Annotated in this window: 10 protein-coding genes; 7 read left to right on the forward strand and 3 right to left on the reverse strand. The window is 71.9% G+C overall.

All coding sequences use genetic code 11. From position 1 onward, the window contains the following. Window positions 1-285: hypothetical protein (locus ABZY57_RS17015; RefSeq protein WP_356512607.1), on the reverse strand; the 285-nt coding region annotated here is incomplete at its 3' end. A 163-nt stretch (window positions 286-448) separates the two neighbouring features. Between ABZY57_RS17015 and ABZY57_RS17020 the strand changes: the two genes are divergently transcribed. The 3 genes from ABZY57_RS17020 to ABZY57_RS17030 all read left to right on the forward strand — a co-directional run bounded on the left by ABZY57_RS17020 (window position 449) and on the right by ABZY57_RS17030 (window position 2,802). Then, window positions 449-1,183, forward strand: a complete 735-nt coding sequence (locus ABZY57_RS17020; RefSeq protein ID WP_250742596.1) for a GPP34 family phosphoprotein — start codon at window positions 449-451, stop codon at window positions 1,181-1,183. 338 nt (window positions 1,184-1,521) lie between these two features. Beyond that, the gene (locus tag ABZY57_RS17025) at window positions 1,522-2,406 is read left to right on the forward strand and encodes a helix-turn-helix transcriptional regulator (RefSeq protein WP_356512609.1); all 885 of its coding nucleotides are present in this window, start codon (window positions 1,522-1,524) and stop codon (window positions 2,404-2,406) included. A gap of 186 nt (window positions 2,407-2,592) precedes the next feature. Next, window positions 2,593-2,802, forward strand: a complete 210-nt coding sequence (locus tag ABZY57_RS17030) for a DUF397 domain-containing protein (RefSeq protein ID WP_356512611.1) — start codon at window positions 2,593-2,595, stop codon at window positions 2,800-2,802. Between the two features lie 150 nt (window positions 2,803-2,952). Here the strand turns inward: ABZY57_RS17030 and ABZY57_RS17035 are convergent, their stop codons facing one another. Then, window positions 2,953-3,798 carry a hypothetical protein gene (locus tag ABZY57_RS17035; RefSeq protein WP_356512613.1) on the reverse strand — a complete coding sequence of 282 codons (846 nt, stop codon included), beginning with the start codon at window positions 3,796-3,798 and terminating at the stop codon, window positions 2,953-2,955. A gap of 128 nt (window positions 3,799-3,926) precedes the next feature. On the opposite strand from ABZY57_RS17035, the gene ABZY57_RS17040 reads away from it, so the two are divergent. From ABZY57_RS17040 to ABZY57_RS17050, 3 genes are all read left to right on the forward strand, one after another. Beyond that, window positions 3,927-5,159, forward strand: coding sequence for a PLP-dependent aminotransferase family protein (locus ABZY57_RS17040; RefSeq protein WP_356512615.1), 1,233 nt, complete (start codon window positions 3,927-3,929; stop codon window positions 5,157-5,159). Window positions 5,160-5,438: 279 nt separating this feature from the next. Next, the gene (locus ABZY57_RS17045) at window positions 5,439-6,230 is read left to right on the forward strand and encodes an SDR family oxidoreductase (RefSeq protein WP_356512617.1); all 792 of its coding nucleotides are present in this window, start codon (window positions 5,439-5,441) and stop codon (window positions 6,228-6,230) included. A gap of 40 nt (window positions 6,231-6,270) precedes the next feature. Continuing rightward, a complete protein-coding gene (locus ABZY57_RS17050; RefSeq protein WP_356512619.1) occupies window positions 6,271-8,862 on the forward strand; it encodes a bifunctional FO biosynthesis protein CofGH in 2,592 nt (863 codons plus the stop codon). 119 nt (window positions 8,863-8,981) lie between these two features. Here the strand turns inward: ABZY57_RS17050 and ABZY57_RS17055 are convergent, their stop codons facing one another. Beyond that, the gene (locus ABZY57_RS17055; protein WP_356512621.1) at window positions 8,982-10,070 is read right to left on the reverse strand and encodes a tyrosine-protein phosphatase; all 1,089 of its coding nucleotides are present in this window, start codon (window positions 10,068-10,070) and stop codon (window positions 8,982-8,984) included. Window positions 10,071-10,219: 149 nt separating this feature from the next. On the opposite strand from ABZY57_RS17055, the gene ABZY57_RS17060 reads away from it, so the two are divergent. Beyond that, on the forward strand, window positions 10,220-12,382 hold the full coding sequence (locus ABZY57_RS17060; protein ID WP_356512623.1) for a VCBS repeat-containing protein: 2,163 nt from the start codon (window positions 10,220-10,222) through the stop codon (window positions 12,380-12,382). The last annotated feature ends 95 nt before the right edge of the window (window positions 12,383-12,477 follow it).

Raw genomic sequence — 12,477 nt, forward strand, 5'->3', positions numbered from 1 at the left:
CTCGGGCTCCGCGCCCGGCGCGCCCGGCTCGGCCGGCTCGGCCGGCTCGGCCGGCGCCTCGTCCGGCTCGTCCCCGGAGGGCGAGGGCTCCGCCGTGGCCACCCACGCGGCCACCGCGTCGCGCAGCGGATCGCGATCCGCGGACCCGTCCTCCGACTCCCTCGGGCGCAACAGCGATGCCCTCGGGTCACGCCCCTCGGACGACTCCGCCGTCCCCGACGTTCCTTCATCAACCGACTTGTCGGGGGACTCGCCCGCCACCAGTTCCTCCTCGTTCGCCTTCACGTCCGGCTGTCCGAATGTCTAACAGTGTCCCGTCTAGGGGGCATCGCCCCCGTGCTAGACGAGAACGACATAGCTGACGGTTCCCCCACAAAGCGGTCAGGCGCTCTCGACAGATGAATGTGAGAGGCGTCACCCTGTCACTCATCCACGCGGGGAGGCATGGATGGGCAAGAGCCGCAGAACGATTCCGGAGGAGCTTTTGCTGCTCGCCTTGGACCCGGCCACGGGTACCACGGCGCAGCCGCAGTCGCTCGACCTCGGCCTGGCCGGGGCACAGCTAGTGGAGCTGGCTCTGGCAGGACGGATAGCCCCTGATGGGGATCGTATCGCCGTGGTGATGCCACGGCCGACAGGAGATCCGACTCTGGACTCCGCACTGGAACTGCTGCGCAGGCGCGGCAGCCCGGTTCGGGCTGTCCACTGGATCGGCGGACCCCGACTGGGGCTCCGTCAGATTTATCTCGCTCACCTGGAGCGCTGCGGCATGGTCCATGCCGTCGCGGGCCAGATGTGCGGGGTGCTGCCGACGACTCGCTACCAAGCGACCGATACGGCGATCAGCCGGGAGATCCGTGGCCGGCTGGACAGTGCGATCCGCACCGGCGTACCGCCGGACCCGCGGACCGCGGCGCTTGCCGCACTGGCCCACGCGGTCGGACTCGGCAAGCACCTGTACCCCGGCAACGAGGGGCGGTCGTCCAGGTCCCGGCTCCGGGACCTGATCCGGCACGACCCGATGGGCGGACTGGTGGCGCACGCCGTCATGGACGTCCAGAACGGCGTGGCCGCACAGCCGCGCCGCGACCGGGCACCGGCCCAGCCCGCCCGGGCAACGGCGGCAGCCGTTCCGCTGCAGCCGCGCCGGACCGGTGCGATGGCCCGCGCGGCCGCGCACTGATCCACCGGCGGGGCACGCAGCACGGGCAGGACAGGGCAGGACAGCAGGGCAGCAGGACGGGCACCACCGCAGCACAGGCACCGCCGGCACCAAATGCACCGCAGGCACCACCCGCACGACCGCAGCACACGTAACGCCAGCACCGTGGCCGACGTCCCCAGGACCCGGCCCGGAAGCCGCCAGCGCGCGGGGTGGCGAGGCCGGTACGCCGGCCCCGCCACCCCGCGCGTTCGCTTTTCCGGGCCGTTCCCCAGCGAGGTCACACGCTTCGGTGGCAGTCTGCTCCCCATCAGACACGCAGAGAGACAGCACGAGAAGAAGGCGGAGGTGCCGTTCACGTGGCGTCCAATGTCAATCCCACCGTCCGACGCCGCCGACTGGGCATGGAGTTGCGCAAGCTGCGCGAGGACAAAGGCATGACGGCCGAGCAGGTCGCGGAACGCCTGCTCGTCTCCCAGTCGAAGATCAGCCGGCTGGAGAACGGCCGCCGTTCCATCAGTCAGCGCGACGTCCGCGATCTGTGCGACGTCTACGAGGTCGAGGACCGGCGGCTCGTCGACTCCCTCATGCAGATGGCCAAGGATTCCCGACAGCAGGGCTGGTGGCACGCCTTCGGCGACATCCCGTACAGCGTCTACATCGGCCTGGAGACGGACGCCGCCAGCCTGCGCACCTACGAACCCCTGGTGATCCCGGGCCTGCTCCAGACCCCGGAATACGCCCAGTCGCTCGTCCGCGGTGCGTGGCCGGAGACCGCCCCCGTCGACGTGGAGAAGCGCGTCCAGGTCCGGATGCACCGCCAGAAGCGGCTGCACGAGACCGAGAACAGCAATCCCGAGATCGGACCGCTGCGCCTGTGGGCGGTCATCGACGAGGCCGCTCTGCGGCGGCACGTGGGCGATGCCCAGCTCATGATCCGCCAGCTCGAGTTCCTGATAGAGCAGTCGGAGAAGCCGCACGTCACGGTCCAGGTGATGCCCTTCTCGGTGGGAGCCCACCCGGGCGTCAACGGGCAGTACGCCATTCTGGAATTCCCGGACGCCTCGGACTCGACGGTGGTCTACATCGAAGGCGTGACGAGCGACCTGTACCTGGAAAAGGCCAACGACGTCCAGAAATACAGCGTGATGTACGAACATCTGCGCGCACAGGCCCACAACGTGGACCAGACGCGGCAGTTCATCGCGCAGATCATCGAGGACTTCGCGGGCAAGGGGGAATGAGGCCCGGCGGAAAAAGGCCGGTACGGTACACCGTCACTCCCCGGCCACAGAAGACCTGACTGGAATATGCCACTCGGTCGGGTGAACGGCTCCTTCGCACACCGGGAGCTGCGGGTAGCGTCCATCACGTCAGCCGGAGCAATGGCCGACATGACACCGGAACCACTCGCTGAACCGGAGAGAAACATGGCTATTCGTCAAGGTGCAACGGAAAACTGGACCAAGTCCTCGTACTCCGCCAACGGCGCCTGCGTCGAGGTCAAGTCCCCCGTCATGGAGGCCATCGCGGTCCGCGACTCGAAGGTGCAGGACGGCCCGTCCCTCACCTTCGCGCCCGGCTCCTGGACCTCGTTCGTCGCCGAGGTGACCGAGGGCCGGCTGGGGCGCATCGTCTGAAGGTCGAGACGATCCTCCCCTCCCGCCGTCACACGATCAGCGCCACCAGAGCAACCAGCACCAACCGCAAGACCTGCACCACTGACTGGAGCCCTCTCGACCGGCCCGCCGTCGCCTGCCGAGGGGGCTCGGCCATGTCCGGACCCCGGGCTACCTCAGCTGGTCGACGTAGCGGTCCGTCCCCGGCACCGTCGGGATGAAGGGCGCCACCAGCTCCACCCGTCCCAGCCCGGACTCCGCGACCTCCGCGTCCAGCCCCTGGAACCGGTCCCAGCAGCTGCGCGGGTCGGCTTCCAGGAACCACAGCAGGGTCAGCCGGGTGTCGACCCCCTCGACCTGCTTGACGTACGTCATCCGGTCCCCGGGCAGCGGCGTCGGCCGGAAGACCGTGACCATCGCGGCCGGCGACCCGGCCAGCTGCTTCGGCAGGGCGCGCGAGCGCAGCCATTCCAGGAGCTCGGCCCGCTGCTCCGGGCCCTGCGCGTCGACGACCTGGACCACGAGCCCGCCGTACGGGTGGTCGAGGGCGTGGAAGTCGCGGGGGCCGGCGGCGCCGTCCCGGTAGACGGTGGCCTCGTGGTCCTGGAACGCGGTGAAGACGTGGGTGCGGTCCTGGTAGACCCGGCCGTCGCGGCCCAGGCGCTTGTTGATGCCGACGGTCCACTTCATGTGCTCGTCGTAGCGGCCCTCGGTGACCCAGTACGTGGAGATGTAGCACCCGGCGGTCACGGGCTGGGCCACGGCCGACTTCTCCGGGTAGCGCAGTTCCTGGAGCTCGCGGGTGGCGACCCAGCGGCGGCCGGCGAACATCCAGGGCATGGCCATGGCGCCGGCGTAGTAGTGGTCGTCCTCGTACCAGCGGTTGTACGCGAACTCGTGGCCCGGGTGCGGTTCGACCATGGTGATCAGCGCGTGGCCGGGGTGGACTCCGTAGGGGCCGACCGAGGCGAGCTCGGCGTAGTCGTCGGCCCGGGTGTTCCGCTCGTCTGCTGTCATGGGAGACGGTCTAGCTGATGCGACGTCAGATGTGGAGCCCCTGGCGGCCGTTCAGCATCCGATACATAGGTGTCATCTACACCTTCCCGGGGCTACGATGCGCGCACCCGCCTCCCGAAGGAGCTCCCGTGCCCGCTTCAGCGCCCGCCTCCACGCCCGCAGCCGCAGTCGCATCCGGCGCCGTCCTCACCCCGGCCCCTCCGCCGGCCTTCGCCGCCCGGATCCGTACGACCTCCCCCTCCGCCGTGCGCGAGATCCTCGCCGTCACCGCCCGGCCCGGCATGATCTCCTTCGCCGGCGGCCTGCCCGCGCCCGAGCTCTTCGACGCCGAGGGCCTGCGGGCCGCGTACGACTCCGCCTTCGCCCGCTCCGCCCGCCGCGCCCTCCAGTACTCGACCACCGAGGGCGTCCCCGAGCTCCGCGCGGCGGTGGCGGCCCGGATCGACCGGCGGGGACTGGCGACCACCGGCGACGACCTGCTGATCACCACCGGATCGCAGCAGGGGCTCGCCCTGATGGCGACCGCGCTGATCGAGCCGGGCGACACCGTGCTCGTCGAGAACCCCACCTACCTGGCGGCCCTCCAGGGATTCCAGCTCGCCGGCGCCCGGGTGATCCCCGTGCCGTGCGACGACGACGGCATCCTCCCGGACGCACTGGCGGAGCTCGTCGCCCGCGAGCGCCCCAAGCTGCTCTACACGATCCCCACCTTCCAGAACCCGACCGGCCGCACCCTCCCCGCCTGCCGCCGCGCGGAGATCGCGTCGGTCGCCGCCCGGCTCGGACTGTGGCTCCTGGAGGACGATCCGTACGGGGACCTCCGCTACGAGGGACGCGAACTGCCCTGGCTCGCCGCGCACCCGGGGGCCGAGGACCGCACCGTGCTCCTCGGCAGCTTCTCGAAGGTGATGGCACCGGGGCTGCGGCTCGGCTGGCTGCGCGCCCCGGCCGCCCTGCTGCGCGGGGCGGTGCTCGCGAAGCAGGCGGCGGACCTGCACACCTCGACGGTGGACCAGCTGGCGGCGGCGGAGTACCTGCGGACGGCGGACCTGGACGCGCACGTGGACCGCGTCCGCGAGGCGTACCGGATCCGGCGCGACGCCCTGCTGGCGGGCCTGGCCGCCGCGCTGCCGACGGGCTCCACCTGGAACCGTCCGGAGGGCGGCATGTTCGTCTGGGCCCGCCTGCCGGAGGGCCACGACGCGACGGCCCTGTTCCGCGCGGCCACCTCCCGGGGGGTCGCCTTCGTCCCCGGGGCCCCGTTCTTCGCCGAGTCCCCGGACCCCCGCACGCTCCGCCTGTCGTTCACGACGCATACGCCGGAGGAGATCGGGGAGGGCCTGCGCCGCCTGGCCGCGTAGCGCGGACCGGCCCTGCCGAAGCAGCCCCCCACCCACCCTTCACCCGTCCCCCGGGGCTCCGCCCCGGACCCCGCTCCTCGAACGCCGGAGGGCCGATCGATCCCCCGGGGGGAGGGTGCGGGCCGCCTCAGCCGAATCCAACCCCGCCGGCGCTGGAGGAGCGGGGTCCGGGGGCCGGTCCCCGGCAGCGGCGGCGCACCGGGCTCTTCCCTCCCCGCGCCCTGCGCCGTAGCCTGACGCCCCGTCAGATATAGGCCAGCGCCCCAGGAGGCCCGCACCATGTCGCCGCTACTGCTGCAGGGCAAGACCGTCATCGTCTCCGGCGTAGGCGCCGGGCTCGGGCACCAGGTGGCCGCCACCGTGGTCCGTGACGGCGGCAACGCCGTGCTCGGGGCGCGGACCGAGGCCAACCTCGCCAAGTCCGCCGCCGAGATCGACCCCGACGGCACGCACACCGCGTACCTGCCCACCGACATCTCCGACGAGCGCCAGTGCGAGGCCCTCGCCGCCCTCGCCGAGGAGCGGTTCGGCGGGGTCGACGCCGTCGTCCACGTCGCCGCCTGGGACTCGTACTTCGGGGGCCTCCAGGACGCCGACTTCGGCACCTGGCAGCAGATCCTCGACGTGAACCTGCTGGGTACCCTGCGCATGACCCGCGCCTGTCTGCCCGCGCTGAAGCGCGCCGGCGGCTCCGTCGTCATCATCGGCACCCAGTCCGCCGTAGCCGCCCCCAACGAGGTCCAGCAGGCCGCCTACGCCGCCTCCAAGGGCGCGCTGACCTCCGCCATGTACTCCATGGCCCGCGAGCTCGGCCCCCACCGCATCCGCGTGAACACCGTGCTCCCCGGCTGGATGTGGGGTCCCCCGGTGCAGGCCTTCGTCACCTTCACCGCGCACACCGAAGGCGTGCCGGAGGCCGAGGTGCACGCGCGGCTCACCGACCGCATGGCGCTGCCGGACCTGGCCACCGACGGGGACGTCGCCGACGCCGCCGCCTTCCTCGCGTCCGACCGGGCACGGGCGATAACCGGCCAGTCCCTGCTGGTCAACGCCGGGGAACTGATGCGATGAGCCCCTCCGTGCCCGCGCGAGCGGATCGTATGCTCGGGCCATGACCACTCCGAGTGACGCTCCGACCGAGAACTCGATGCGCCGCGCGCTCCGCCGCGCCCGCGACGGCGTCGCGCTCGACGCGACCGAGGCGGCCGTACTCCTGCAGGCGCGCGGCGAGGCCCTGAAGGACCTCGCCGCCTCGGCCGCCCGGGTGAGGGACTCCGGCCTCCAGGCCGCCGGCCGGCCCGGCGTCATCACGTACTCGCGCAAGGTCTTCATCCCCCTCACCCGCCTGTGCCGGGACAAGTGCCACTACTGCACCTTCGTCACCGTCCCCGGCAAGCTCCGCCGCGAGGGCCACGGCATGTACCTCTCCCCCGACGAGGTCCTCGACATAGCCCGCCAGGGCGCGGCCATGGGCTGCAAGGAAGCCCTGTTCACGCTCGGCGACCGGCCCGAGGACCGCTGGCCGGAGGCCCGCGAGTGGCTCGACGCGCACGGCTACGACGACACCCTCGCCTACGTGCGCGCCATGGCCATCCGCGTCCTGGAGGAGACCGGCCTCCTCCCGCACCTCAACCCCGGCGTGCTGTCCTGGTCGGACCTCCAGCGCCTCAAGCCGGTGGCCCCCTCGATGGGCATGATGCTGGAGACCACCGCGACCCGGCTGTGGTCCGAGCCCGGCGGCCCCCACCACGGCTCCCCCGACAAGGACCCGGCCGTGCGGCTGCGCGTCCTGGAGGACGCGGGCCGCTCCAACGTCCCCTTCACCACCGGGGTGCTGATCGGCATCGGCGAGTCCTACGAGGAGCGCGCGGACGCCTTCTTCGAGCTGCGCCGCATCCAGCGCAGCTACCACGGCATCCAGGAAGTCATCGTCCAGAACTTCCGGGCCAAGCCCGACACGGCCATGCGCGGCATGCCCGACGCGGAGCTGGAGGAGCTCGCGGCGGCCATCGCCGTGGCCCGCCACATCCTGGGCCCGAGCGCCCGCATCCAGGCCCCGCCGAACCTGGTGGACTCCGAGTACGCACTGCTCATCGGCGCCGGCATCGACGACTGGGGCGGGGTCTCCCCGCTCACCCCCGACCACGTGAACCCCGAGCGCCCCTGGCCGCACATCGAGGAGCTGGCCGAGCGCACCGCCGCCGCCGGCTTCGAGCTCCGCGAACGCCTCACCATCTACCCGGAGTTCCTGCAGCGCGGCGAACCCTGGCTGGACCCGCGCCTGCTGCCGCACGTACGCGCGCTGGCCGACGCGGACAGCGGGCTCGCGGACGCGTCCGCGAAGGTCGTGGGCCGGCCGTGGCAGGAGCCGGACGAGGGCTTCACCGCCTACGGCCGCACCGACCTGCACACCACCATCGACACGCAGGGCCGTACCGGCGACCGCCGCGACGACTTCGACGAGGTCTACGGCGACTGGGAGGCCCTGCGCGAGGCCGCGGCCCCCGGCATGGTGCCGGAGCGCATCGACACCGACGTACGGGGCGCGCTCGCGCAGGCCGCCGACGACCCGACGCAGCTCACCGACGGGCAGGCGCTCGCCCTGCTGCACGCGGACGGGCCCGCGCTGGACGCCCTCTGCCGGATCGCCGACGACCTGCGCAAGTCGGTGGTGGGCGAGGACGTCACGTACATCGTGACCCGCAACATCAACTTCACCAACGTCTGTTACACCGGCTGCCGCTTCTGCGCCTTCGCGCAGCGCCGCACGGACGCGGACGCGTACACCCTCTCGCTCGACCAGGTCGCCGACCGGGCCGCGCAGGCCTGGGACGTGGGCGCGGTCGAGGTGTGCATGCAGGGCGGCATCCACCCGGACCTGCCCGGGACGGCCTACTTCGACATCGCGCGGGCGGTGAAGGAGCGCGTGCCCGGCATGCACGTGCACGCCTTCTCCCCGATGGAGGTCGTCAACGGCGCGACGCGCACGGGGATGTCGGTACGGGACTGGCTGACGGCGGCCAGGGAGGCCGGGCTCGACTCCATCCCCGGGACCGCGGCGGAGATCCTGGACGACGAGGTCCGCTGGGTCCTCACCAAGGGCAAGCTGCCGACGGCGGACTGGATCGACGTGGTCTCCACAGCGCACGAGCTCGGCATCCGCTCCTCGTCCACCATGATGTACGGCCACGTGGACCAGCCCCGGCACTGGCTGGGCCACTTCCGCACCCTGGCCCGCATCCAGCAGGACGCGCACGCGAAGGGGGTGGAGGGCTTCACGGAGTTCGTGACGCTGCCCTTCATCCACACCAACGCCCCCGTCTACCTGGCGGGCATCTCCCGGCCCGGCCCGACGGTGCGCGACAACCGCGCGGTCACGGCCATGGCCCGCATCCTGCTCCACCCGCACATCACCAACATCCAGACCAGCTGGGTGAAGCTGGGCTCGGAGGGGGCGGCCGAGATGCTCCGCTCGGGCGCCAACGACCTGGGCGGGACGCTGATGGAGGAGACCATCTCCCGGATGGCCGGCTCCAGTTACGGCTCGTACAAGTCCGTCCAGGACCTGATCGCCGTCGCCGAGGCTGCCGGCCGGCCCGCGAAGGCCCGTACGACCCTCTACGGGGAGGTCCCGGAGGAACGCCAGGCCGCGGCCCGCGCCTCGGACGGGCACCTGCCGGAGCTGCTGCCGGTCCTGGACTGAGCCGGCGCGCACATCCGCGCGTGTTTCCGTACAACCCTCGGGCGGTGTCAGCGGTCTCCCCGGTGATCGACGAATGTCAGCACCGGGGAGACGGACACATGGACCGCGGCCGTACCTGCCTAGCCGACGAGGAGGTCCTTCTTCAGCTGCTTCAGCTCGCGGCCGTCGATGCCGAGGCCGTCCTCGAGGTAGGTGTCGAAGCTGCCGAACTTCGCCCGGACCTCCTCGTACCCGGCGTTGAGGTACTCGGGGCGCACGTCGAGCAGCGGCTTGTAGACGGCGGCCTGGGCGGCCGGCAGGTGCGAGAGGATCGCGTCGTTGGCGGCCTTGCGGTAATCGTTGCTGGCCAGGTAGTCGGCCATCACGGTCTCGCTCGGCACGCCGAGGGCGGTCAGCAGGGAGGCGTTCGCCCAGCCCGTACGGTCCTTGCCCGCGGTGCAGTGGAACAGGACGGAGCGGTCGCGGTCGCGCTCCATGCCCTCGAAGACCTGGGTGTAGGCCTTCTTGCCGCCCTCGCCGCTGACCATCGCCTTTTCGGCGTCGACCATGGCCTTGACGGCCTCGTCGGGGGTCCTGGGCATGGCCTCGAAGGAACCGGAGCCCGCGAAGACGTCGGCGACGACGTAGTGCGCACCGGCCGGGACCCTGTCGGCGTCCTTGGTGCGCTCGCTCTCCATGCGGAGGTCGAAGACCGTCTTGACGCGGAGGCGCTGGAGCTTGGCGAGGTCGTTGTCGGTGAGCTTGTCGAGGGCGTCGGAGCGGTAGATCTCGCCCATCGTGACCCACTGGCCGTTCGTGGTGCGGTAGCCGCCCGCGTCACGGAAGTTGGAGGTGCCTTCGAGCTTGATCAGCCGGTCGGCGAGGCGCAGGCCCTGGCCGCGCTCGGGCTCGAAGTCGAACCACTGCCGGTCGGCGGCGGGCAGCCCGCCGACCCGGGCCTCGCCCTGGGCGCCGCCCTTGGCGACGACCTTGCCGTTCGCCCGGATCTCCACCCGCTCGGTGCCCTTGGCGTTCCACTTCAGGGTGTACGCCCCGTCGGCCCCGGCGGTGACGGTGGCCTCGGTGAACGGGATGGCGGAGTGGCCGTGGTGGCGGCCGCCCCAGGGGAGGTCCCATCCGGAGGCGGAGGCGGAGGCGGCGGGGGCCGCGACGACGGCGACGGTGAACGTGGAGGCGACGACGGTCGCGGCGAGGAGTGCCTTCTTCATGCTCCGAGGCTCCCGGCCCGCGGCCAACGCCGCGTGAACACGGAATGGCCGGTCGCGGCCACCGGGAAGACAACTGTCAAAACGTGCCGCTGAGGCACCAATAGGCCCATCAGACGGGGGTAATCAACCTGCGCACCAACAGAAGACTCGTGACCGCGGCACTCGTGCCGACGCTGGCCCTGGGGGGCATCGCCCTCGGAACCACCGCCACGACCGTCCTCGCGACGGCCGGACCCGCCGCGGCGGCACCGACGGCCGATGCGGCCCCGACGGCCGAGTTGGCCGCGGCGGCCGACGTGGCCCCGGCGCCGGGCTGGAGCACGCCCACGCCGATGCCGGGCGCGTCCGACGGCATGCGGATCAAGGACCTCGTGACAGCGCCGGACGGGAGGGCGGTGGCCGTCTGGTACAACCAGGTCCCCACCCGTACGGACGCCGCACTCATGACGGCGATCCGGCCCGCCAACAGCACCGTCTGGGGCGAGCCGATCCAGATGGACCAGCCCCCCGCGGCCACGCTCGACAGCGTCAAGCTGGGCGTGGCGTCGGACGGATCGGTGACCCTGGCGTGGATCGGACGTACGGATTCCACCGAGATCCACACGCACAGGCTCGTACCGGGCGCGCAGGAGTGGACCGACCACTCCGGCTTCCTCCTCGGCCACAACACCACGGCCAGGGACATCGCCTTCGCCTACCACCCGGCCACGCAGAAGCGGGTGGTCGTGTGGCGCACGGCGGGATCGGACAACACCCTCTACGCCTCCGAGGTGTCGCCCGGCACCTACTGGTCCTCGCGCCTCGCCCTCACCTCCACCACGGCCGCGCCCCAGGTGGCAGTGGCTCCGGACGGGACCTTCACCGTCGCCGCCCAGAACGCCTCCGGTGTCGTCACCCTGACCAAGGCCGCCGGTGCCACCCAGTGGAGCGGCCCCGTGAGCGTGTCCGGCACGGGGAAGGTGAGCACGCCGCCCCTGCTGTCCGTCGGCCCCGACGGCACGGCGGCCGTGTCCTGGAGCTACCACACGCCGGGTGCCCCGGAGACGCTGGATGAGGGGAACAACTACGTCCTCACCTCCGTGCGCCCGGCAGGCTCCGGCACCTGGGGCGCCCCGGAGCAGCTCACGGGGTGGGGCGCCTCGGCCGTCCTGCAAGCGTCCCTGATCGGGCCGAAGGGGGAGATCACCCTCCTCTGGACGAACCATTCCTCCGAGGGGTCCTGGCTGCGCACCGCCACCCGGGCGCCCTCCGGGGGCTGGAGCGAGATCAAGCAGCTCGGCCTGGACGTCCGCCACACCGAGGTGGACGCGTCCATAGGCGCCGACGGAACGGTCCAGGTCGGCTGGGCGGGCCAGAGCCGCGGGGTGGCCCACTTCGTCACCTCCACCCGACGCGACGGCGTCTGGACCGGTCCCACGCGGCTCAGCACCGTCCCGACAGCGGTGAAGGGCGCCGTCGCCGTGGCGCCGGACGGCAAGCTGACGGCGGTCTGGCCGCAGGGCAGGCAGCTGTGGGCGTCCGGCACCGGGATCACCGCCGTGGCACCCGAGTTCCGTGACTACGCGGGCTGGAGCGGCACCCCCGACCTGTACGCGCAGAACGCCAAGGGCGACCTGTGGGTCTACCGCGGTGCGAAGCAGTCGCTGCCCACCCGGTCCGTCAGCGGCAGGTGGCCGACCTCCTCGTTCATCGTCCCCTTCGGCGACCTGAACCGGGACGGCTGCAACGACACCCTGGTGCGTACGGCGGCGGGCGAACTGTTCCGCTACACACCGGCCTGCGGTGTGGCCGTCACCCCGCAGTCACCCGCCACCAAGATCGGCAGCAGCGGCTGGGGGCAGTTCGACACGCTGACGTACTCCGGCGACTTCAACCGGGACGGCCTCCCGGACCTGGTCGCCCGTCAGGCCTCGACCGGGGACCTGTACCTGTACCAGGGCACGACCGCGGGCACCCTGGCCAAGGCCGGCAAGATCGCCACCGGCCGGAAGTCGATGCTCATCGTCGGCGCGGGCGACCTCAACGGCGACGGCAACGCCGACCTCCTCACCCGTACGACCACCGGCTCCCTGTACCGCTACTACGGCACGGGCCAGGGCACCATCGGCTCGCCCGTGAAGATCGCCTCCGGCTGGGCCGGCATGGTGAACGTCGTCGGCATCGGCGACCTGACCGGGGACGGCAAGAACGACCTGGTCGCCCGCAACGCCGCCGGCGAGCTCTTCCGGTACGCGGGGACGGGCAAGGGCACCTTCGGCGCCGGCGTGCGGATCACCCACGAGAACTGGCAGTCCTACGCGAACATCAGGTAGGACGACGGGCGCGGGGAACGGCGGAATCCAGCCGTTCCCCGGCGCCTTACCGCCCCCGCGACCGACTCTTTCCGGACCTGATCGGTACTGTCCAC

Origin of the sequence: Streptomyces sp. NPDC006450 (assembly GCF_040612195.1) — a bacterium.
GTDB lineage: Bacteria > Actinomycetota > Actinomycetes > Streptomycetales > Streptomycetaceae > Streptomyces.